The sequence below is a fragment of the Xylanibacter ruminicola genome, assembly GCF_900107775.1.
GTDB lineage: Bacteria > Bacteroidota > Bacteroidia > Bacteroidales > Bacteroidaceae > Prevotella > Prevotella ruminicola_C.
In genome coordinates, this window is record NZ_FNRF01000003.1 from 437,643 (window position 1) to 461,804 (window position 24,162).

At 49.4% G+C, this 24,162-nt stretch carries 15 protein-coding genes and 2 pseudogenes; 4 read left to right on the forward strand and 13 right to left on the reverse strand.

Going from position 1 to position 24,162, the window contains the following annotated elements:
* Positions 1-52 precede the first annotated feature (52 nt).
* Positions 53-511, reverse strand: coding sequence for a glycoside hydrolase family 97 C-terminal domain-containing protein (locus BLU97_RS15670; RefSeq protein WP_254771696.1), 459 nt, complete (start codon positions 509-511; stop codon positions 53-55).
* A gap of 131 nt (positions 512-642) precedes the next feature.
* On the opposite strand from BLU97_RS15670, the gene BLU97_RS09410 reads away from it, so the two are divergent.
* On the forward strand, positions 643-1,581 hold the full coding sequence (locus BLU97_RS09410; protein WP_074761313.1) for a UDP-glucuronic acid decarboxylase family protein: 939 nt from the start codon (positions 643-645) through the stop codon (positions 1,579-1,581).
* A gap of 337 nt (positions 1,582-1,918) precedes the next feature.
* Here BLU97_RS09410 and BLU97_RS16450 read toward each other — a convergent pair.
* The 6 genes and pseudogenes from BLU97_RS16450 to radA form a co-directional block, all read right to left on the reverse strand.
* A pseudogene (locus tag BLU97_RS16450) lies at positions 1,919-2,617 on the reverse strand (amino acid ABC transporter ATP-binding protein); the annotation flags it as partial.
* Positions 2,618-2,665: 48 nt separating this feature from the next.
* Positions 2,666-4,342, reverse strand: a pseudogene (locus tag BLU97_RS16455) (ABC transporter permease subunit); the annotation flags it as partial.
* A 113-nt stretch (positions 4,343-4,455) separates the two neighbouring features.
* Positions 4,456-6,387 carry a glycoside hydrolase family 97 protein gene (locus tag BLU97_RS09435; RefSeq protein ID WP_074761315.1) on the reverse strand — a complete coding sequence of 644 codons (1,932 nt, stop codon included), beginning with the start codon at positions 6,385-6,387 and terminating at the stop codon, positions 4,456-4,458.
* Positions 6,384-6,773, reverse strand: a complete 390-nt coding sequence (locus tag BLU97_RS09440; protein WP_139208972.1) for a hypothetical protein — start codon at positions 6,771-6,773, stop codon at positions 6,384-6,386. The genes BLU97_RS09435 and BLU97_RS09440 overlap by 4 nt, the downstream gene beginning before the upstream one ends.
* Before the next feature lie 102 nt (positions 6,774-6,875).
* Positions 6,876-8,147: a phosphoglycerate kinase gene (locus BLU97_RS09445; RefSeq protein WP_013065257.1), complete on the reverse strand. Its 1,272-nt coding sequence runs from the start codon at positions 8,145-8,147 to the stop codon at positions 6,876-6,878.
* A gap of 159 nt (positions 8,148-8,306) precedes the next feature.
* Positions 8,307-9,707 (reverse strand): DNA repair protein RadA, encoded by a 1,401-nt coding sequence (gene radA, locus BLU97_RS09450; protein ID WP_013063321.1) that lies wholly within the window; start codon positions 9,705-9,707, stop codon positions 8,307-8,309.
* A gap of 75 nt (positions 9,708-9,782) precedes the next feature.
* Between radA and BLU97_RS09455 the strand changes: the two genes are divergently transcribed.
* Together BLU97_RS09455 and BLU97_RS09460 are read left to right on the forward strand one after the other, a co-directional pair.
* Entirely contained in the window at positions 9,783-10,703 is a 921-nt protein-coding gene (locus BLU97_RS09455) for an ABC transporter substrate-binding protein (RefSeq protein WP_074761319.1), read from the forward strand.
* Positions 10,704-10,736: 33 nt separating this feature from the next.
* Positions 10,737-12,896, forward strand: a complete 2,160-nt coding sequence (locus BLU97_RS09460; RefSeq protein ID WP_074761321.1) for a tetratricopeptide repeat protein — start codon at positions 10,737-10,739, stop codon at positions 12,894-12,896.
* Here the strand turns inward: BLU97_RS09460 and BLU97_RS09465 are convergent.
* The 6 genes from BLU97_RS09465 to BLU97_RS09485 all read right to left on the reverse strand — a co-directional run bounded on the left by BLU97_RS09465 (position 12,841) and on the right by BLU97_RS09485 (position 23,193).
* On the reverse strand, positions 12,841-13,995 hold the full coding sequence (locus BLU97_RS09465; protein ID WP_074761323.1) for an acyltransferase family protein: 1,155 nt from the start codon (positions 13,993-13,995) through the stop codon (positions 12,841-12,843). The genes BLU97_RS09460 and BLU97_RS09465 overlap by 56 nt on opposite strands.
* A gap of 6 nt (positions 13,996-14,001) precedes the next feature.
* The gene (locus BLU97_RS09470; RefSeq protein ID WP_074761324.1) at positions 14,002-15,237 is read right to left on the reverse strand and encodes a phospholipase D-like domain-containing protein; all 1,236 of its coding nucleotides are present in this window, start codon (positions 15,235-15,237) and stop codon (positions 14,002-14,004) included.
* Positions 15,234-19,013 (reverse strand): AraC family transcriptional regulator, encoded by a 3,780-nt coding sequence (locus BLU97_RS09475; RefSeq protein ID WP_081352950.1) that lies wholly within the window; start codon positions 19,011-19,013, stop codon positions 15,234-15,236. The genes BLU97_RS09470 and BLU97_RS09475 overlap by 4 nt, the downstream gene beginning before the upstream one ends.
* Before the next feature lie 22 nt (positions 19,014-19,035).
* Positions 19,036-19,986 (reverse strand): SIS domain-containing protein, encoded by a 951-nt coding sequence (locus BLU97_RS15830; RefSeq protein WP_013065130.1) that lies wholly within the window; start codon positions 19,984-19,986, stop codon positions 19,036-19,038.
* Positions 19,987-19,995: 9 nt separating this feature from the next.
* The gene (gene kdsA / locus BLU97_RS15835) at positions 19,996-20,760 is read right to left on the reverse strand and encodes a 3-deoxy-8-phosphooctulonate synthase (protein WP_175456355.1); all 765 of its coding nucleotides are present in this window, start codon (positions 20,758-20,760) and stop codon (positions 19,996-19,998) included.
* Positions 20,761-20,856: 96 nt separating this feature from the next.
* Positions 20,857-23,193, reverse strand: coding sequence for a mechanosensitive ion channel domain-containing protein (locus tag BLU97_RS09485; RefSeq protein ID WP_081352951.1), 2,337 nt, complete (start codon positions 23,191-23,193; stop codon positions 20,857-20,859).
* Between the two features lie 120 nt (positions 23,194-23,313).
* Between BLU97_RS09485 and BLU97_RS09490 the strand changes: the two genes are divergently transcribed.
* Positions 23,314-24,159, forward strand: coding sequence for a hypothetical protein (locus BLU97_RS09490; RefSeq protein WP_074761327.1), 846 nt, complete (start codon positions 23,314-23,316; stop codon positions 24,157-24,159).
* Positions 24,160-24,162 lie beyond the last annotated feature (3 nt).

Consider the following 24,162-nt stretch of genomic DNA (forward strand, 5'->3'; position numbering starts at 1 on the left):
GCAAAAAGTAACTTTTCGGTCCCTAAAAAGTAGCTTTTCAGTATGCAAGAAGTTACTTTTCGAACGAGCCGCACCAGCCACCGTTGCGTACCAGATGGAGCGTAAGTTGGGTGGATGGGGTTACTTGCTGCACTTGCTTTTTGTAATCTACGGCGATGCGATGGGCATTGCGGCCGTCGCTGAAACTGGTGAGTGTGGCTGGCTGATTGAGGAAGTCGAGACTGATGGTGATATCCTGTGGCTTGCTGCCTGTGATGGCTCCTACAAACCATTTCGTGCCTTTGCGTTTGGCCACTACGTAGTAATCACCTGCCTTGGCAGCCAATACGCGGGTTTCGTCCCATGTGGTGGGTACCGAGGCAATCCTGCAACGGAGCAAGTAGTAAGTACCGAACTGATACGTACTAGTCAGAGTTGGGATGGGGTAGAACTGCCCGACTATCTGCAGGGCCGTCCTGAGCTGGTGGCTGTCAAGTACGTGTTTCCTGCCGGCAAGAAACTGGGGTGGCATCACCATCCTGTGATACCATTGGATTGATTTATTCCAAGGTTTTTGAGGAAAAGAATAAAATCCCGGCAATCTAAATGAATTGTCGGGATTTCTTTGTATCTTTGCAGTCGCTATTATAATAAAACAATTTTATGAAAAGAATTCTGGTGACGGGTGGAGCAGGGTTTATAGGCTCTCACCTCTGTGAAAGACTCGTGAACGACGGACATGACGTAATCTGTCTTGACAATTTCTATAGTGGCTCGAAGGAGAATGTGTGGCACTTGATTGGTAAGCCGAATTTTGAGTTGGTGCGCCATGATGTGATCAATCCCTACTGGGCCGAGGTGGATGAGATTTATAATCTGGCTTGTCCCGCCTCACCTATTTATTATCAGAATGATCCTATACAGACCACCAAGACCAGCGTGTTTGGTGCCTACCACATGTTGGGCTTGGCCCGTCGCACCAAGGCAAAGATACTGCAGAGCAGCACCAGCGAGGTGTATGGCGACCCGAATATCCACCCACAGCCCGAGAGTTATTGGGGAAATGTTAACCCCATAGGCTTGCGCTCATGTTATGACGAGGGTAAGCGCTGTGCCGAGACATTGTTTTTCGACTACCACCGACTGCACAAGGTGCGTGTCAAGGTCATCCGTATCTTTAATACCTATGGTCCGCGTATGGCTATCAGCGACGGACGTGTGGTGAGCAATTTCGTGGTGCAGGCGCTGCGTGGCGAAGATCTCACCATCTATGGCAACGGTCAGCAGACACGCTCTTTCCAGTATGTGAGCGACCTGATAGAGGGCATGATTCGCACGATGGCAACAGGTGATGATTTCACGGGACCGGTAAACCTCGGAAATCCAGGCGAGTTCACCATGCTTGAACTGGCAGAGAAGGTCATCCAGAAGATAGGCGGCAAGAGTAAGATCGTGTTCCGTCCGCTGCCAAGCGACGATCCAAAGATGCGCCGTCCCGACATCACACTTGCCAAGCGTGAATTAGGATGGGAGCCCAAGGTGTCGCTCGACGAGGGACTGGATCATATCATTGCGTATTTCCGCCAAAAAGTGCTTATTTGATGGTGATGCGGAGGGTGCTGCCATCTACATGGATGTTGCGGCTGAAGTTGCGCAGGATGGTCACAGCTATGTCATCACTTTCTTGGCTGAATACGCTGCTATCGACGGCATGAGGACTATTGACGATGAACTGTAACGTGTCTTCCTGTTCAGAATAAGCCAGCGTCAGGCGTGTATTGGGGTGAGTGCCGAGGATGGTCAGTGTCTCGTCGATGACGTGTAGCACCGCAAAGATTTGCTGGCGCTGCAGATTATAATGCAGGCAGAACTGCTCCATCTGGGCCGTCATAGCATACCAGTCGAATTGCTTGGTCTCGATGAGGAAGTGCATTTCGTGTATCTGCTGGATGAACTGTCGGGTGCGTTCGCGCTGCGGATGGTCGAAGAGTTGGTCGGGGGTGCCATCCTCATAGATGACGCCATCGGCAAAGAATAGTACACGGCTACTCACCTGCCGGGCAAATCGCATCTCGTGTGTCACCACAATCATCGTCATCCCCTCACGTGCCAGTTTGGTCATTACGCCCAGCACCTCGCTCACCATGGTGGGGTCGAGGGCTGAGGTTGGCTCATCAAAGAGCAATATCTCCGGCTCCATGGCCAGTGCGCGGGCTATGGCCACACGCTGTTTCTGTCCGCCGGAAAGTTGCTCGGGCATGGCTGTGGCACGCTCGGCCAGTCCTACCATCTCAAGCAGTTGCTGAGCGCGTTTCTCGGCTTCCTCCCGTGTTTTTCCTAACAGTTGCATGGGCGCCAGACAGATATTGTCGAGCACCGACATGCCATTGAACAAGTTGAACGACTGGAACACCATACCCATGCGTCGCCGTAATAGCGGCACGTCGGCATTGCGTTCCAGTATGTCTTTTCCACCTATGAGAATGCTCCCGCCAGTAGGCTGCTCAAGGAGGTTAAGGCAGCGCAGGAAGGTGCTTTTACCTGTGCCGGATGGCCCTATGACAGAGATCACTTCGCCCCGATGCACATCAAGGTTGATGTCGCGCAGCACATCAAACGTGCCATAGCTCTTCTTCATGTGGGCGATGCTGATGACGGCCTCCTTCTCATCCTTCGGCTGCTCCAGTGCGTTGGTAGTAGGCTGCCGCTGGCTGTAGCGCTTGCGGCGAACGATGAACCAACCCCCGCTACCGGCAATGACAAGTATTGCTACCATCCACGGCCAGGGGCTCGTGGGGTGCTCTGTGCTGAAAGAGTATGACGGATTCGTGATAATTGATGCTTCATTCTTGCGTGTGATCAGCACGATGTGCGACTCGATGTAGCCATTGGAGAAGAGTACCTGCTTTTGTCGCTCTTCGGTGATGCTGATGGCACCCATGGCCATGTCGGCCTTGCCTGTCTGTACAGCGGGTATCTGAGCGGCAAAGTCCATTACCAGGAATTCCAGTTGCCAGTTGCGGCGGTTGGCCCACTCTGTCAGCAGGTCGATTTCCAGGCCCGATGGTTTGCCGGAGTTGATAAAGTTGAAGGGAGGCATGGCAGGATAGGTGGCTATGCGCACGGTGCGCCCAGTGCCGCGCTGCTGTGGAATGTCCATAGCCGACGGATTGGCGGATTTCTGCCAGCGGTCGAATATTTTCTGATAGGTGCCGTCGCGTCGGATTTCTGCCAGGAAACTGTTGAAGTCTTGCTGCAGCTCAGTATTTTTCTGGTTGAAGCATGCGCCAATAGGAATCGGTGTAAGTCCGGCTCCTACGGAGTCAACCTTGTCAGCCAGTTCCTTGTTGAATATCAGTGTGAGGCTCTCGCTGCCTGCCACATCCACCTTGCCGTTCTCCAGGGCAGCCATCATGTCGGTGGTGGTGGTCATGCGCAGTATGTCGGCATCGGGCGCCATCGTGCTTACTGCAATATCTTGGATACTGCCGATGATGACACCTACGCGCTTGCCCGATAGTGCCTTGATGGCTGGTGGTGCGTCGGTTGTGTCTGCTGTCGTTGCCTGCGCATCTGTTAGTATCGAAGGCACGTAGGCCACGAGCCCCGACAGGGTCAGCATGACGGCTGCAGCTGTGGCTTTGGTCCGCTGTCGTTGCAGCAGCGCAGTGAGCAGTTGGCCGATGAGCCAGGCTATCAGGAAGTAGATGATGGCTGTGACGATGAGCGGGAAGAAGGCGTCGAAGGTGCGTGAGCGTATCAGGTCGGATGCTCGTGTCATATCGTTCACGGCGATGTAGCCCACGATGCTTGTGCCTTTCAGCAGACTTATTACCTCGCCCTGATAGACGGGCATGACAGCCTTGACTACCTGTGGCAGTATGATTCTGATGAATGTTTGTCGTTGTGTGTAGCCCAATGCCAGTCCAGCCTCCGTCTGTCCTCGGTCAATGCCTTGGATGGAGGTGCGCAGCATCTCGCTGATGTAGGCTGCGGTGTTCAGGGCAAAGGTTACGATGGCTACCACGATGCCAGTGGCATCTATTGGCGCCATTAGTACATAGTACATCAGCATGAGCAGCACCAGTACGGGGGTGCCTCGCATCAGGTCGATATACGCGCTGGCTATGTGTCGCAGCCATTTGTGGCGGTTCATGCGCATCCAACACACCAGTCCGCCTAATAGTGTGCCGAGAATCGTGGCGCAAAGGGTGATGATGAGTGTTACCTGCAGGCCATCCAGAATCATCTGATAGCGGTTTTCTGCAATCAGGTTGTTATTAAAACTCTCTGCCACATTGTTTGTTATGTCGGCACAGCCTGTCAGCAATAGGCTACCGGCTATTAGGATATTCTTTTTCATAGGATTAATATTAGATTGTTTTTTTCTTGGGCACAAAGGTAAAAAGAATATCCGGAAAAAACAAATTTGGCGGAGATAATTTTAGATATGTAATCTTAAAATGTTAGTTAGTGCTATTCTATCGAGCCGCACCAGCCGCCGTTGCGTGCCAGATGGAGGGTGAGCGTGGTGGCAGGATTCACCTCCTGAGTCTCCTTTTTGTAATCTACGGCGATGCGATGGGCGTTGCGTCCGTCGCGGAAGGAGGTGAGCATGGCAGGACGAGTCAGGAAGTCGAGACTGATAGTGATGTCCTGAGGCTTGCTGCCTGTGATGGCTCCTACAAACCATTTTGCACCTTTGCGCTTGGCTACTACGTAGTAATCGCCTGCCTTGGCAGCCAATACGCGGGTTTCGTCCCATGTGGTGGGTACCGAGGCTATGAATTGGGTGCACGCCTCTTCGCGCAGATAGCGGGTAGGACTGTCGGCCAGCATCTGCAGTCCGCTCTCAAAGCACACGTAGAGTGCCATCTGATAGGCACGTGTTCCTCCTCCCATCGGTAACGAGCCTGTGCCGTGATTATCCTCGGGCTGAGCGTTCTGCATCGAACCTGGTGTAAAGTCCATTGCACCAACGGCATTACGCATAAACGGCAGCCAGATACTGTTCTCAGGTCGGCAACCTCCGCCTTGTTCCAAGCCACGCACACCTTCGTACGAAATCAGGTTGGGCAGGCGCTGTTCCAGGCCGGATGGCTTGAACGAACCGTGGAAATCCACCAGCAACTTGTGCTTGGCACACTCGCGGGCGGTGCGCTCGTAGAAGTTCACCATCCACTGGTCGCTGTGGTCCATAAAGTCGATCTTCAGTCCCTTCACACCCATATCGGCGTAATGCTTAATAAGGTCGGGATGCTGCTCAACGGTGAGCCATGATAGCCAGAGAATGATGCCGACCTGCTTAGGGGCGCCATACTCCACTAATTCTTTCACGTCGATATCATTGCTGTAGGTAAATGGATCTTCAACACGCTTGTTCCAGCCTTCGTCGAGCAGTACGTATTCTACGCCAAACTTCTGGGCCGTGTCGATGATGTATTTGTAGGTGGCGTTGTTGATGCCCGACTCAAAGTCCACATCCCATACTGTCCAGTGGTTCCACCAGTCCCAGTTAACCTGTCCGGGCTTAATCCACGATACATCCTGCAGTTCGCACTTGCCGCCAAGCACCAGTTCCATCTGGTTGGCAGCTATCGTGGCATCGCTGCCGATAACGGCAAAACGCCAGGGCAGGGTGCGCTGTCCGTTAGTACGGGCAATGCAGTTGCGCTCTTTGGTGATGGTCCAACCTCGGTCGCCACGTGGCTCCCATGTTTCGGGCGATTTTGGATGAACGGCTGTAAAACCATTGGCGCCCGTGCTCTTAAGGAAAGTGTGGGGATAGTCGCGCACATCGCTCTCGGAGATAAGTACCTTGGTGCCTTTGGGACTTTCGAGCAGTACTGGCAGATAGGTTATCTCGTCATCGGCCTTATACTGAGCTGTGCTGATGTGCGTGTAAGGCTGTTCGTACGAGGTGTTGAAGTTGCGAGTCTTCGAGATGTGAGCCTCGAAGGCTGTAGGCAGATGGTAGTTGATACCTTCGTTTACGATATCTACAACACCTTTCTTATTTATAATAAAGCGATAGGCCACCCCGTTGTCGTAGGCTCTGAACTCTACGCTGTAGCCCTTGAAGTTGAGCGTTAAGGCATTAGCCTTGTTGGGCACTACGGCCTGTTTTAAAGGCACTACAGGTCGTATCTGCTCATCAATCTTAGTACGTTTTGTGTTGCTTAACTTTGGGTTTACACCCAATAATTCCTGTCCAACTTGCAAGCTAAGGGGGCAATCTTTCAGAATCTGTTCGCCGTTGAACGAGGCGCTGTAAGTTAACTCTTTGCCAATATTGATGTTGGCTACGATTTTGCCGTTAGGCGATGCAAGCTTCTCTTGTTTGTCGGCCCAGCTGGTGTTGGTCAGTCCTGCCGCAAGGATAGTAATAATTAAAAATCTTTTATTCATTGTCTTTTTAGTTTGATAGTTTTGCCAGTGAGGGGTCCATACCATATCATTTCGGTGTTGGTGATTTTCTTGACTTGTGCCGACCAAGGCATGTTGTTGATTGTCATTACCAGTAGGTCGCCATCCCATTCGTATGTGCCTGTACCTGTGTAGTGCTCGCCTTGTACGTTGGTGAAACTGCCATCGGCACCATACCACCATTCGGTTCCAATCATATCCTGATCGTAACCCTCTTCAACGTAATAAACGGTCCACTTGCCTACAAGCTTTGATTTTGCCAATACGTGGGATTGAATGGCATTGTCGTCGTTAGTGCAACTGTTCAGCGTTGCGGTTGTAAATAGGCCGCATGCTGCCATTGCAAGGAATACAAATAGTTTTCTCATACTTGATAAATTTAGTTAGAATGTTAAAAGCATAATGGCCGCCTGCTGTGAAGCAGAACGGCCATTGATTGGTTATTTAAAAAATCGAATCGTGTCTGATTTTTACTCACCCTTGATAGCAGCTACGCCAGGGAGAACCTTACCCTCGATGGCCTCGAGCAGAGCACCGCCACCAGTTGAGATGTAAGATACCTGATCAGCAAGTCCGAACTTGTTTACACAAGCTACAGAGTCGCCACCACCAATCAGTGAGAATGCACCGTTCTTGGTAGCCTCAGCGATAGCGTCGCCGATAGCACGTGAACCAGCGGTGAAAGCGTCGCACTCGAATACACCAGCAGGACCGTTCCACAGGATGGTCTTAGCACCCTTGATAGCCTCGGCAAATGCCTTCTGGCTCTCAGGACCAGCGTCAACACCCTCGAAACCAGCAGGTACGTTGTTAGCAGGGCAGTTGATGATCTGTGCACCCTCCTTAACACTCATTGTGCCGAAGTCGAGACCGTTAGTAGCGGTGCAGTCAGAACCCAGAACGAGCTCTACACCGTTCTTCTTAGCCAGCTCCTCAACACCGAGAGCTACATCCAGCTTGTCGAGCTCAACGATTGAATCACCAATCTCACCGTTGTGAGCCTTAGCGAAGGTATATGTCATACCACCGCAGAGGATGAGCTTATCAACCTTACCGAGCAGGTTCTCGATGATACCGATCTTAGAAGATACCTTTGAACCACCCATGATGGCAACGAAAGGACGCTTGATGTTAGAGAGAACGGCGTCAACAGCCTGAACCTCCTTCTCCATCAGCAGACCCAGCATCTTGTTGTCAGCGTCGAAGTAATCGGCGATAACAGCTGTAGAAGCGTGCTTACGGTGAGCTGTACCGAAGGCATCCATTACGTAGCAGTCAGCGTAAGAAGCGAGAGTCTTAGCAAACTCCTTCTGGCTGGCCTTCATAGCCTTCTTAGCCTCGTCGTATGCAGGATCAGCCTTGTCGATACCTACTGGCTTACCCTCTTCCTCAGGATAGAAACGAAGGTTCTCGAGCAGCAGAGCCTCACCCATCTTCAGAGCCTTAGCAGCATCAGCAGCCTTAGCGCAGTCGGGAGCGAAAGCAACGGGAACACCCAGAGCCTTCTCAACAGCCTCGCGGATCTGACCGAGTGACTTCTTAGCATCTACCTTACCTTTGGGCTTACCCATATGGCTCATGATGATAGTAGCACCACCATCAGCCAGAATCTTCTTCAGGGTAGGCAGGGCACCACGGATACGGGTGTCGTCTGTGATCTTACCATTCTCATCGAGGGGTACGTTGAAGTCTACACGTACGATTGCCTTCTTACCGGCAAAGTTGAATTCGTTGATAGTCATAATTTAAATATTTAATAATGTGAAAAATTTCATTTTAAAATGCGACTGCAAAGTTACTAAAAAACATTGAACATTGAACATTGAACATTGATTATTTAATTCTTTTTTGCGCTCAACTATCAATTATGTAAGCAAAATGTTCAAAAGTATAGCAAATTGTTATCCGAAGATTGCACGTAGGGCTTCTTCCACCTTTCTTACAGGGTGCAAACGGATTGAATATTTATTCTTGTCGAAGCCCTGAAGGTTGTATTTTGGGATAATCATATCGGTAAATCCGAGCTTCTCGGCCTCGGCAATTCGCTGCTCGATACGATTGACGGGGCGCACCTCGCCACTCAGTCCAACCTCGCCTGCCATGCACCAACCCGACTCGATAGGTGTGTCGACATTTGATGAGAGCACAGCCGCAATCACACTCAGGTCCATCGCCAAGTCGGTAACACGAAGTCCGCCTGCAATATTCACAAACACATCCTTCTGTGCCAGCTTAAAGCCCACGCGCTTTTCAAGCACAGCCAGTAGCATGTTCAGTCGGCGCTGATCAAAGCCTGTGGCCGAACGCTGAGGGGTGCCGTAGGCGGCTGTTGAAACAAGGGCCTGCGTCTCGACTAAGAACGGACGAATACCCTCGATGGCCGATGTGATGGCGATGCCCGAAAGGCCGTCGCGATCCTGTGTGAGCAGCAGTTCGGATGGGTTCGATACCTGTCGCAATCCGTTCTGCAGCATCTCGTAGATGCCCAGTTCGGCTGTAGAACCAAAGCGGTTCTTGATGCTGCGCAGAATGCGGTACATATAGTGCTGGTCGCCTTCGAACTGGATAACTGTATCCACAATATGCTCGAGGATTTTAGGACCGGCCAAGGTGCCCTCTTTGGTGATGTGACCAATCAGGATTACGGGCACACCGCTGGTTTTTGCAAAACGGAGTAGGGCTGAAGCGCACTCGCGCACCTGTGCGATAGAGCCTGCACTCGACTCAACATCCTCGGTAGAAATGGTTTGTATCGAGTCGATCACAATTAGTTCGGGCTGTACCTCTTTAATATGGTCGAAGATAGTTTCGAGCGAGTTCTCGGTAAGTAGCAGGAAGTTCTCGTTTTCGCCACCCAGTCGTTCTGCACGCATCTTTAGCTGATGGGCGCTTTCCTCACCGCTTACGTATAGAATCTTCTTCTCGGGCATGTTAAGCATCGTTTGTAGCGAAAGGGTTGATTTGCCGATACCAGGCTCGCCACCCAGCAGTACGATACTGCCAGGCACCAATCCGCCACCAAGCACACGGTTCAGTTCGGCATCGTGCATGTCGATACGAGGGTCGTCCTTCGAACTGATGTCGCGCAATCGCAGCACCTTACCTGCATGCAAAGCCGACGACTGGGCTGATGTGCCAGCGCTTAACCCGCCCCTTGCTGCAGCCGTTTTAGGGGTAGAACTAGGAGCTACTTTTATCTCCTTAAACGTATTCCATTGTCCGCAGGCAGGGCACTTGCCAATCCACTTTGGCGATTCCTGTCCGCAGTTTGAACAAACGTATGCTATCTTATCTTTTGCCATAATGTGTGCAAAGGTAATAAAAAAAGCAAAAAAAAGAAGCTTTTTTTCAAAAAATCAGTACCTTTGCACTCGATTATGAAGAAATTAGTTTTAGCATTCATAGCTCTCGTCATGCTCGCCGCTTGCGGGCAGTCGTACGAAGAAACCAAACGTCTCTCGCGTGAGCAGCGTTTGAAGTTGTGGCGTGAGGATTCGGCTGCACTCAAGATCGCCGTCATGCCCACATTGGATTGTCTGCCAGTGTTTGTGGCCAAAGAGCGCCAGATGTTTGATACTGCCGTTGACATCCGCCTGAAACGATATACTGCCCAGATGGACGTTGATACAGCCCTGATTCGTGGTCGTGCCGAAGGTGCCATTACCGACTTGGTACGTGCCGAGAAGATGGCGAAGGAGGGTACCCCCTTGCGATATGCTGCTGCTACCAATGCTTATTGGCTGATGCTGAGTCAGCGCCAGTTGCGTATCACTAACTTTAAGCATCTCGACGATAAGATGCTGGCCATGACCCGCTACTCGGTTACCGACATGCTGGGCGATATAGCTGTGGATAGTGCCAAACTGGCTCCAGAGCGCGTGTTCCGCATACAGATTAACGATGTGAACGTTCGTCTGAAAATGCTTGAGAACAATGAGATGGATGCCATGCTGCTTACAGAACCACAGGCCAGTCAGGCCTTGCTGAAGAAGCACCACGTGATGCTCGACACCCGTAAGGAGGATATGCAGATGGGTGCCCTTGTGTTTCGCACCAAGAATATGGACGATAAGACCCGCCAGCATCAGATGGAGGTGTTTATGAAGGGTTACAAGCAGGCTTGCGACTCGATTAACCATTTTGGTGTAACACACTACAAGGAGATACTGAAAAAGTACTACGGCTTAACACCTCAGGCCATCAATGCCTTGCCCGATTCGCTGAAGTTTACCTATCAGGCACCACGACAGAAAGACATTGACCGCGCTAAGAACTGGCTTGAAAAAAAGAAGAAGTAACACATGTTTAGAGACGATACTTTAGAAAAAGTTTTGGGTGCACTCAAGGGAAAAGACCTGATGTGCGCTATCAAGGATATGGAGAATTATCTGGCAGCCCATCCGCACCAGATTAATTCCGACCGGCTGTTTGCCATCAAAACCGATTATCAGATGATGATCGACTATTGGCGCAAAGGATACAAAGACCCGGAACTGCCACAGCTTTACCATAAGCTGCTGCACCGCATGTATGTGCTTTATGCCAACGTGATGACCAATGCCCGCGTGCTGCAATCGCCCCTGATGGCATCGCTCTTTATGAAGGCACACCTGAGTCCGCGTGACTGGTCGGTACAGGTAGTTCGCGAACAGTTAGAGAAGTTCGTGTCTGATATCGCCTTGCTCGAACTGGAACCTCAGCACATCGTAAAAGAGCGTCGCAAAGCGCTGCACCAGCAGCACACTCAACTGATGACTGAGCTTTTTGCCCACATTCTGACTGCCGACTTATGGACCGACGGACAGGGTGAGTCTATCGAGCAGCTGTTGTTGTCGCCCACCGTTGATTCTGCCGACCAGCAGCTCATTGTAAGTGCCATCACACTAGCATCCATGAACTGCTACGATATGGTTAAGTTCCGTACACTCATCCATGTGTACCAGCAGTCGATTGATGAGTATGTGCGCCAGCGAGCCCTGTTCGGTTGGGTGTTCTCGCTCGATAACGAGTTAGAGGAATTCCTCTTCCCTGAGATGCGAACGCTGGTTGAGCAAACCGTGCAGAACCCCAACTGCATGAAGGAACTGATTGAACTTCAGGAGCAGTTCTTCTATTGTCTGAGTGCCGATGAGGACCGTAATACCATTGAGAAGGAGATTATGCCCGAGTTGTTAAAGAATCAGCAGAAGATGCAGCATAGAGACGAGCAGGAACAGGACGAGGAGAGTATCCTGAATGATATTCTGCATCCTGATGCCGAAGAGCAGGAGTTTGAAAAGTTAGAGAACACCTTCCATCGTATGATCGACATGCAGAAGCAGGGTAGCGATGTGTATTTTGGTGGTTTCTCGCAGATGAAGCGTTACCCGTTCTTTAACGAGATATCTAACTGGTTTACTCCGTTCTTTACCGATCACCCAGGCGTAGCACAGACTTGGGATAAGTATGGCAACGTTAAGTTCCTGTCGGGCATTCTTGAGTTTGGCCCGTTCTGCAATAGCGATAAGTACTCGTTCCTGCTGGCCTTCGAGACTGTGCTGAATGGTATTCCCGAAAATGTCCGCCAGATGCTGGATCGTGGCGAGGCCGTGATGTATCAGAAGTTAGGAACAGAGGAAATGAGTACGCCTGCCTATATCCGTCGTATCTATCTGCAGGACATGTTCCGTTTCTTCCGTCTTAATCCGCTTCACAACGAGTTTAAGAACGTGTTCGAGAAGGATTCGTTCCAGAGCATGTTCATTACCCGAACTGCATTTGATAATACTGATATACAGGCTTATTTTAAGGATGTGGTTGCTTTCCTGATTAAACGTAACCAGAAGTATTATGCCAAAGGGTTGATGGATAATTGGTTTGAGGAGAGGTATCACGATTACGATTACTATATGCTAAAGGGGTATCTGGGTGATAATGCCGAGGATAGCTATCGCAAGGCCCTTGAGTTGAATCCTCAGAGTGAGCGGGCTTTATTAGGCTTGGCCCGTATCTGGTTTAAACATATGGATTATGAGAAAGCGCTCGATGCCTATAACCAGTTGCTGGAGATGAATGCCGATAAGAAATCGTATCAGCTTAACAAAGCCATCTGTCTTACCAACCTGTATCGTTTTGATGAGGCCGAACAGATTCTGTTCCGTCTGAACTACGAGGATGCCGATAATCTGGATGTAGTACGTGTATTGGCTTGGGCACTTACTGGCAACGGCAAGTACGAACAGGCAGAGCGCCTGTACGAACAGCTGAATGAACAGGAAGAACCTAATGAAATCGATGCCATCAACTATGGTTTCTATCTGTGGTTCACAGGTAAGATTGACGATGCCGCCAACTGCTTCCGTACCTACGTAACCAATGCCAAACCCAGGGAGGATCGTTGGAGTGCCGTTTGTGATCTGATTTACAAAGAGCACGAACTGCTCATGCAAAAAGGCATTACTGAGCGTGAGATGCGGATGATGGTAGATTGGGTTGACGTTTACAACGCTTAGTCTTCCACTTTTCAGATAGCCATGTGCCCAGTAATGGTAAGCCTACACCAGCAATGGTGTAGAGCACCCAGAACGCGTCGTGCTGCGAGTTGTGGTGTATCACCATGTGGCAACCTATCTGGCGGATATCCAAGCTGTAATACCATATCTTTATCAAGCTAACCACCTTGTAGGCTACAATGTGGAAGATAAAGATATTCAGCGTGTGGTCGCCCGTATATACCAGGAATCGTTTCAGCCAGTTATCTTTCTTGTCAAGCAGCATACTGATGTTGTACATCATCAGGAATCCCAGAATGGCTGGTATAGGCAGCGACAGGAACTGGGTATAGGTAGAGCGCCAGTTCATGTTGGCTGTGAGGTAGTGCGAGAACAGATATACAACAATGCCAAACATTATAGTAGTCCAGAAGATGGCATAGTAGCGCTTGATAGCCGCTTGATAACTCTCGGCATACTGTCGGAAAATAAATCCGCAACCAAAGAAGAAACAGCCCATCATATCGCGATAACCGCCCTGTATCAGTGTCAGCACCCTCAGCCCCTCGTAGGTTTTCCAGCCGCACAGCAACAGCATAATGACACAGATGAGGTAGGGGATGGCTTTTTTATAGCGTGCGGATGATATCGTGCTGTCGAACACCTTATATATAATAAGGTATAAGATGCTAGCTACAAACAATCCACGGAAGAACCAGAACGCACCACATAGGAATGCATCGTATCCTGCCATCGAGGTAAAGATGGTCCATAGGTTCTGCTGCATCTGGTGCCAGCTGTAAGGGTGGGTAACACCGCCCATCTCGTTGCCATACATTTCGTTCAGGATACCAATCTTGAACATCAGATTATGGATAAGCAGGAAGAACACGCTCCATTTTACAAAGGGGATATAAAGGCCCTTTACGCGCTTTTTTACAAACGTGGCTTCATCGTTCAGGTACTTCAGTGAGAAGAAGTAGCCTGCAGTGATAAAGAATAGCGGCATGTGAAACTCGAAAATGAATCGGCATAGCCAGCCTGGAGCCTCGGCATGAGCTATCACCATCAGGATGATGGCTAAACCCTTTGCTATAGATATGACGGTGTTTCTGTTCATGAGTGCTTACATAAATGGGGTAAATAATTGGGCAAACCAGCCACGGAACTTCTGCCAGCCTGTACGGAACTTGTTCCACTCGTCGGGCGTTAACAGCACGCTCTTCTTGGTGTCGCGTATAAACATATCCTGCAACTCCTGGGTTACCTGCTTGTTAATTATCAATGCATTCACCTCGTAGTCGTATCGCAAGCTGCGTGAATCCAGGTTGGTACTGCCCACGGTGCAGAACCGGCCATCCACCATCATAATCTTAGAGTGATGGAATCCTGGCTGATACAGCCAAATGTTGGCGCCCTTCTTCATCAGTTTGTGTACATTATAGAATACGGCATCGGGTGTTAAGGGAATATCGCTCTTGGCTGATACCAGGATATCAACCTTTACACCACGCTTGATGGCACGATGAATAGCCTTTTTTACAGATGGCGTGAGTGTAAAGTAGGGGTTGATAATCTGGATAGAGTCCTGTGCATCGTCGAGTGCCGAGATATAGAACTGACGCATGATCTTGTTGGTTTTGTTGGGTTCACGATTTGCGATACCCACCATCTTATTGCCTTTGTCCTGACCCTGATAGTATTTGGAATCGTTCAGTTGCTCCTTGGTAACCTTCTGCCAGATACGGGCAAAGATTTCCTGCAGTTCGTTAACTACAGGCCCCTCAATGCGGCAATGCATATCGCGCCATTCGCCCACCTGTTTGGTGCCCACAATATAGTAATCGGCCACGTTCATACCACCCGTATAGGCAATACGTCCGTCGATCACAACAATCTTTCGATGATCGCGAGGCCAGATGTGGTTTACCCAAGGAAAACGCACAGGGTCGTACTCGTGGATATCGATGCTGTCGGCACGTAGACTCTTGATGTGATGTTTCTTCAGTGGCTGGTTGTTCGAGTCATTACCAAACCCGTCGAACAGCGCACGTACCTCAACACCCTGCTTGCGCTTCTCGCGCAGTATGTCGAACAGCAGCGAGGCTATCGAGTCGTTGCGAAAATTAAAATACTCAAGGTGTACACTGCTCTTGGCCTGTCGGATGTCCTCGAACAAGAGGTCGAACTTATCCTTACCCGACATAATCAGTTGTACCTCGTTATGTGGGTAGAAGTTAATACCAACAGTTTTCATTTGGCTCACTATCAGCGAGTCGCTTGTCTGAGCTTTTCCAATCAGAGAAATCAGCAGGAATAGCATGATGGCTATTCCTGTCTGATGTTGTTTACTTAATATCATTTACGATGTTTCAATCTGTATTCGAGTGGCGTCATGCCGAACTTTTCCTTGAAGATATTGATGAAGTTCTCGGCCGTCATAAATCCAATGTTCGACGCCAACTCACTCATGTTAATATTAGTGCGTTTCAGCAGAATGCAGGCGTGTTTCAGTCGCATGTCTCTCACGAGCTCTGCTGGTGTTTTGCTTGTCAGGCTGCGAACACGATGGAAGAATGGTACGCGTCCCATTCCCATGGCATTGGCCATCTCTTCCAGACTGATTTGTCCGCGGCTCATATTCTGTAGTACGTATTGCTCAATGTTCTTCAGCAGCTGACGGTCCATTGCATCCATCATCGAGAAGTCGTTACCGCCGCCTTCCTCTTCGTCGTCGATGCCCTTGATACCTTCAGGTAGGTTGCTGGATGTTGCCTGACTGCGTGGGTTCTTAACCACTGTATCTACCTTGTTCATGGGGTCGTCGGCACTTACCTCGGCCAGTGCGGTGGCGCTTATCTCGCCAGCATCCATTGTCTCGGTAGCTGTGGTCATACTGCTGCTCTGTCCTTCCAGTCGACGTGTCTCTGCACCCTCAATCAGGTTGCTGTCCATCTGTACGGCACCCAATCCCAGTACCTTGTTGAATCGCATCGTGGCCTCCTGCATGTTGAATGGCTTGGCCAGATAGTCATCGGCACTTAGGGTGATATTCTTCGAGCGCATATCCTGAGGTGTTAATACGGTGTCGGTCATCAGGATAAACTTTATGTTCTGAGTAGCGTAGTTGGTCTTCAACTGGTTACACAGGTCGCTACCAGTCATACCAAACATATCCTGCTTACAAACCACCAGGTCGCACTTAATCTGCTCCAGATCCTCGGCAGCTTTCTCGATGTCGTTATAAACGTGGAAGTTATATACAAATCTCAGTCGTGCACCAGCAAACTCCAGAAACTCTTCGTTGTCATCGATCATGATAACGGTAAACTTCGAAGTTGGCGAGTCGATAGCAGCACGTGAGTGAGTCGATTCAGATGTCAGAACATCGCTAGCAATCTCTGGCAACTCAATCTCGCCCTTGCTGTTGATGGTCAAACGGTCCTGAACCATAGTCTTAGCGCGCTCCTCTGGGTGTTCCAGATTCATCTGCATATCAGCCACTCGAGTGATAATCTGTAGCATCTGCGAGTGCAGTGCATTCAACTGTTCTTTCTCCTCAAGCGTCTTCTCTTTCTCCGACAGGTTACCAATGATAGATGTCATACGAGCCATAGGCTGTCGTAAGTCGTCGCTCGCAGCCTTAATCTCCTCGCGTTGCAGTTTCAGTTCTTTGATCACAGCCTCCTTACGGTGCTTGATGGCTTTAAGCTGATTGATACCTATGCGCCAGAAGTAGATGATTACCGCCAGCACAATCAGATAGGCTGTTATCATCCACCACGACAGCAGGAAGTGGCGCTCTACGTTGATTTCAAGCACACGCTCCTGCGTACTTACTGCTCCCTCGGCGTTGATGGCTTTTACGTGCAGATAGTACTTACCTGCCGACAGGTTGTTGAAGTTTACACCATGCGACAGCGCGTCACCATGATGCCAGTCTTCGTCTCGACCTTCCATCCAGTACATAAACTGTAGGCGCTCGCTCTGGTTGTAGTTACCAGCAGCAAACTTGATGCTGAAGGTGCTCTGGTTGTGAGCCAGATCGATACGACTGGTTTCGTTCAGAGCCTGAGTAAGTATCACCTTGCCATGATACTCATGACCGGTAATAATCTCTTCTTCGCCGATAAACAGCTGGGTGAGCATCACACGTGGCAGGTCCTCCTTCTCGGCACCATCTCTGTGCAGTACCCAGTTCACACCATATAGTCCGCCCAGCAATACCTCGCCATCTTGTTTGGTTAGGATAGCACCGGTATTAAACTCGTTGCTCTGCAAACCATCGGCTGTGCTGTAGTTGTACAGACCATAGTTGTTTACACCGTCCTCGTGGTTACGCTGTATCACAATACGGCTCACACCACGGCTTGTGGTTACCCAGATGCAGTGGTTCTTGTCCTCGGCAATACCGCAGATGTTATTATTGCATAAGCCCTGCTTCTCGGTAAGATAGTCGAGCTCATCTGTCTCCAGATTCAGAATGTTCAGTCCTTCGCGAGTACCAACCCAAATCAGTCCGCGCGAATCCTGGAATATCTGCGTAATATAGTTGTTGGTAAAGCTCTTCAGGTTGGTGCTGTTACCTGTCAGAACCTTCTTCTCGGTGGTTGAGAGGTTCAGGATAATCAGTCCCTCGCTGGTACCTACCAAAAGGTTATTGGCATTAGCATCCTGCTTGTAGAACAAACTGGTAATGCTGTTGGTGCTCAACTTACCATTCTCGCGTGTATAACTTGAGAACGAGTTCATTCGTGGGTTGTACACCTGCAGACCACCGTTGGTGGCTATCCACAGGTTACCAATCTTATCGCATGTCAGGGCGTTGATATGGTCGTCGATAATGGTACGAACGCTGTCCTTTGATACCGAGTAGATGGTTGATACACCATCCTTGATGCGTGTCAGTCCGTTACGCTTTGAACCAATCCAGATACTTCCATCAGGGGTGGTGCTCATGCACGATACCTTCAGACTAGCCAACTTTCCATCGAAACCTATCACACCTCGGTCGCTTGTTCCGTACCAGATGGTGCCATTGGGATGTTGCGCCATAGCGGTTACATCGCCCATTAGGTCGGAACCAAAGCGGTAGATATACTTACCGGTATAGGCCACACCCGATTTCTCGGTTCCTACCCAGAGCAAACCAGTATCGTCCATATACAGACTCTGAATACTGGTGTGGTCTTTTACCCATTGCTGCTCGTTGATGTTCTTAGGCTGAACCTCCTGATACTCGAAGGTCTTAGGATCAAAGCGAATCAGTCCTAACTGGTCGCTACCAACCCATATGCTACCGGCACTACTAGCCATTCCGTTGATGTTACGATCCACACCCAGACCTGTTACACCCAGTTTCTCGCCCATGGTGTAGTCCCAAGTGCCTTTCTGTTTGTCGTACATCACCAGAGTGCCCTGTCCGTACAACCAGATGTTATCATTCACATCTGCGTAGGCACGCAGCGATTTTGTGCGATGATCTCTCAGTGCGGGGATTCCCTCTTTTACCCAGAGAGTGCTTTGCTGGTGCATCACATCGCAGCAGGCTATCTTACCATCGTCGTAAACAATCAGGGCACCCTCCTTGCATTCGCTGATTGAGCAAACCACGCCTTGCGGCACACCTTTCGCATCATCGGTATAACCAAACTCATGCAGTGTTTGCTGCTGTTGGTTATAGCAAACCACACCTTTGTTAGGGATGGCTCCCCAAAGATTCTTGTGCTTATCTACATATACCACCGATGGGATGGTTTCGATACCCATGCGTGCAAAGGCTTGCTTCATATCGCGCTCAAAGCTCTCTGTCTGTGGGTGGTAGATGCAGTAGCCTGAGGCTGTTTCGATGAGCAGGTTGCCATCGAGTGTTTCCTGGATAGAGTTGATATAGCTATCGCTCAGCGAGCTGCCGTTCTGCGAGTCGCTCTGGAAGTTACGGAAGGTGTATCCATCAAAGCGGTACAAGCCTGCTGGGGTACCAAACCACATGTAACCTCGAGAGTCCTTTAATATGCAGTTTACCTGACTGGATGTCAGTCCATCGCGGGCTTCCAGTGTTTTAAACAGATAAGCAGCCACCACTCCCAGCGGAATGATGAGCATTAAGGCGATTAGTATTTTCTTTATAGTCTTCATATCGTTCACTGTTCACTCTTCACTAAATCATGCACGAGTAATGGTCAACCACTCCTAGCAGGTGGTTTTCGCCATCGGTTACAAGTACCGAGTGTACCTTGTATTGGTTCATGATTCGTTGAATCTCTGTTATCTTTGTATCAGGTTTTACCATCTTTGGTGTTCGTGTCATAATGTCGCTCACGGTACGATCGAAGAACTGGGCCTGCCATTTCTCCATAGCACGACGAATGTCGCCATCGGTAATCAGACCCACAATCTCGTTGTTCACCATCGCGATGCCCAGACCTAACTTGGCCTTGCTCACTAAGATGATGGCCTCGCCCAGATGCATCTCTGGTGGCAATACAGGCATATCCTCTGTACGCATTACATCCTGAGCGGTTGTCAGCAGACGCTTGCCAAGCTCGCCACCGGGGTGGAACTGAGCAAAGTCGCGTGGTTGGAAGTTACGCTTTTCCATCAAGGCAATAGCCAGTGCATCGCCCATTGTTAACTGGGCTGTAGTACTGCTGGTAGGAGCCAGATTCAACGGACATGCCTCTTTCTCGACCTGCACGTTCAGGTGATAGGTAGAATATTTGGCCAACAGCGATTTGGGGTTGCCGCTCATGCCGATGATAGGTATCTGCATATGCAGTACCATGGGGATGAAACGCAGAAGCTCGTCTGTCTGGCCTGAGTTTGATATAGCCAAAACCACGTCGTCCTGGGTCATCACACCTAAGTCGCCGTGGAATACATCCAGAGGGTTTGTAAAGAACGATGGGGTGCCAGTGCTCGACAGGGTGGCAGCAATCTTGGCACCGATATGGCCGCTCTTGCCCACGCCTGTTACGATTACCTTGCCTTTGCAGTTTAAAATCAGCTCTACAGCCTTATCGAAGTTCTCGTCAAGCTGTGGAATCAGACTCAGCACTGCCTCCGCCTCGTCTTTAATACATTGTATTGCGATATCTCTTGTAGTCTTCATTTTAATCCTTTAATCTTCAATCAGCTTCTTTACCAGGGGCTCAAAGTTGGCGAGCTCTAACATGTTGGCGGCATCGCTGAGGCCTTGATCTGGGGTAGGGTGCACTTCAAAGAAGTAGCCTGTGGCACCAAAGGCCTTTGCGGCCAATGCCATCTGTGGTACAAAACGGCGATCGCCACCAGTCTTGCCATCGCTGCCACCAGGGCGCTGAACACTATGTGTACAGTCCATGATAACCGTTGGTACAATCTCCAGCATGTCAGGGATGTTACGGAAATCAACCACCAGGTTGTTATAGCCCATCATGTTGCCACGCTCAGTCAACCAAACATCCTTGGCGCCAGCATCCTTTGCCTTGCCTACGGGGTAAACCATGTCTTTACCCGAAAGGAACTGGGCTTTCTTGATGTTTACTACAGCACCAGTCTTGGCTGCAGCAACAATCAAATCGGTCTGTCTGCACAGAAATGCCGGTATCTGAATTACGTCGCACACCTCGCCAACGGGCTTAGCCTGCCAGCTCTCGTGTATATCTGTCAGAATGCGCAATCCGTACTTCGACTTGATGTCAGCCAACATCTGCAGTCCACGGTCGATACCTGGGCCACGGAATGAAGTAATCGATGTACGGTTAGCCTTGTCGAACGAGGCTTTGAAGATAATGTCGGTACCATGTGTTTTATTGATACTCACCAATTCCTGCGCTACCGTGTCGAGCAGTTCAGCCGACTCGATAACGCAAGGTCCTGCTATGATAGTTGTCATTTTGCTCATAATTATGCTGCAAAAATACGCATTTTCTCTAAATCCGCCAAATTATTTATTAATAATTTTAGTTTTGCTTACGGATTATGCGGAATTTACAACTTTTTACCCATTGATTAAGTGTACATCGTGCTGTGGGAATGGGATAGAGATGTGATGCTCGTTCAGTGTGTCGTAAACGCACTTCAGTACCTCGCTGATAACGTATGTACGCTTAGGAGCCTCGGCCCAGATTGCCAGTTTGAAGTTCACACTCGAGTCGGCCATTTCGGTAGCCACGCACTTGGCCTGTTTCTCAGGGTCGATATACTGGTTGTGCATGGCGTTTACAGCCGCTTCAACCAAGTTGGTCACCTCCTTAAGGTTCGAGCCGTAGGCCACGCCGAATGGGATGGTAGTGAGCACATAACCATGATTACGTGTCAGGTTCTTGTAGTTCTTAGTGAACAGCTGAGCGTTCTGGAAGGTAATTACTTCACCTTGGATTGATTCTATCACTGTAGATGTGTAGCTGATAGATACTACTTTACCCATCGTGCCATCTACATCAATCCAGTCGCCCACTTTTATGCGTCCTGCCATCAGCGAGGCGCCATAGTAGATATTCTCAATGATATCTTTTGAGGCGAAACCGATACCTGTTGATAAGCCGCCTCCCAAGGCAAGCATCCAGTAGATACTGATGTTAAGCAACGATAGCGAGAACATCAGCCACATGCCCCATACCAGTACCTGTATCACGTTGCGTCCCATCACCTCCTTGCTGGCGGCTGTAGATGGATCGCTTATCTGGTAGTGCATCTTCAGGAATGCCAGAATTGTCTTGGATACGTAACGGAACAGGAACCACGAGTTAATCACCATAATCAGTTTTACCAGCGATATCTGCAGGTTTGGCGTATCTACAACGGGATACATGAATATTCTCACACACATATCCGTGAGGTTAAATACCTTGGCAGCCCAGTAGATACTCAGCAGGATGGAGTGTACACCCAGTACAGGCATAGCCACTTTCTCAACCAGATAGTACCACCATGTCTGCGTTATGGGTTTGTCGGTCAGTCGTTTACGCTTAGCGTATATCTCCAGGTAACGGCTGATGCAGGTGATGGTAAGGATACATGTGAGCTGCATGATCCACCAGATGATGAGTTGTACGGCAAACAATGTGTAACCTATCATCGAGCATACTACTGAAGCTACGAATACGATGAGCGATACGTAGGTGTAGAAGATGTCGCTACGTGGAATGTTCTGATTGTGGCGACGTATTACCAGCCATTGCCACAGCGCACACAGCAGCAGGATAGGAGGCAGTACCAGGTTTACCAGCTCGTTAGGAATCAGGATGATACGACATCCGATCACTACGAATCCTACTGCAATTAAAGGCGCGTAGATACGGAAGGCGCTCTTTATTTGGTCGCCTTTCACGCGCAGCAGTAGCGAGAACAATACCACACCCAGCAGCCACGAATACTCTACCAGCAGGCCCGAGGCCATAATCAGGAAGTTCTGATTCGAGTTATTGATCACCAGTCCCTGTATGATGGCAAAGGTTACCGTGGTGGTAGCCATGATAATGCAGGCGCGTTTTTTCTTGAACTCCTCGGTCTTTACCTTGTTGGGGAGTATGAACTTGAAGAACAGTAGGTTGAGTATGATAGATACGATGACGTAGAACACGATACCAAGGAACATGCCGAATATCCACTGCGGACTCCATTGCGAGTTGGCATTGGCATTAAAGCTGTACTTTTTCTGTATGTTGTCGGTTATCTGTTGCCATCGGCGACCTAAGTTCTGTAGCAGGGTGGGGTAGCTGTCGCCGCCATTAATGAAAATGCTCTGCTGTATGTCCGAATAGCGTTTCTGGGCGTACTCGTTCAGTTCGCTCAAACGGTTTTCGGCCTTTGTGTACAGATAGATGTTTCGACGCAGTATATTGGCGTTCACCTCCAGTTTCTCACGGATGCTCTGGGCCAGCACCAGACAAGAGTCGCGATTGCTGGTACCGTATTTGGTCATAATGCGTGTAGGGATACCTTGCAGATGGTTTATCAGACTGTCGTATCTGACAATCTCACCCTCGGTTTTCTCCAAGAAACTGGTAAAAGGCAGTTGCTGTCTATGAAAATCGCGATACTGCTGTGTGGCCTCATGGCAAGCATAAGTCAGGTCGAACACATTATCCTGCTGCTGCGAGTACAGCATCAGTGCATTCTGATCGGCTCGCTTCATGGTGCCCATCAACTGCTGTATCAGTCGTTTGGCGCGATCCCTGCGTGCTGTCGAACGTCGGTCCAGTTCGTTGTTGTATTGCTTCAGTTCGGTACGCAGAATACCCAACGTCTGTTCCAGATCTTTCTCCTTTAGTACCGCGCCAGCCTCGGTAACGATGGCCAATGCGAATATACAAAACACCAATAATCTTTTCATAATCAGCTAAAGTTCTTTTATTCTGCTTGCAAAATTACTCTTTTTTTCTTTATTTTCTGCAAGTTCTCCATTTTTTTTGTTACTTTTGCACCAAAATGAACGCTTTAACATTGCTTAGTTATGAAACTGATAGCCGATAGTGGCAGTACAAAGACCGATTGGGTTTGTATTAATGCCGATAACTCTATTCAACCTGTCGAGGCCCATACCGTGGGCTTGAATCCATTCCATATGTCAGACGACGAGTTCCGTCAGGTACTTGTTCGCGACTTACTTCCCCAGTTGGGTGATGTAGAGATTACTGATGTATATTTTTATGGTAGTGGCGTACGTCCTGAGGTTGAGGAGCGTGTAACAGGTTTGTTGCGTGAGGCATTCCCTGGGGCTCAAACCATCGAGGCTCATAGCGATATGTTAGGTGCAGCTCGTGCCTTGTGCGGTCGTACTTCGGGTATAGCCTGCATTCTTGGGACAGGTGCTAACTCGTGTGTTTACGATGGTTGTAAGATTATTCATAACACCCCTGCTTTGGGCTATATTATTGGCGATGAGGGTAGTGGCGCTGTGTTAGGTAAGCATTTGATTCACGACATCTATACAGGCGTTCTATCACAGCGTGTGCGTAATATGTTTGAACAGGAAACAAAACTTAAATTGTCGGATATTATTGATAAGGTTTACCGTCAGCCGCAGCCTAATCGTTTCCTGGCTTCGTTCTCAGAGTTTATTCATCGCCATCTCGATGATGATGGTATCCGTGAGATGGTTTACAGTGCTTTTAGCGATTTTGTAAACCTGCATCTGTCGCGTTACGGCCGTCCTGAGCTGCCCGTATCGTTTGTAGGTAGTATAGCATGGTACTATCAGATACAATTAAGCCTAGTGCTGCAAACACTAGGCTATCATGTGGGTACTATATTAAAGAGTCCCTTAGAAGGTTTGATAACCTATCACCAGGACTCTTAGTCA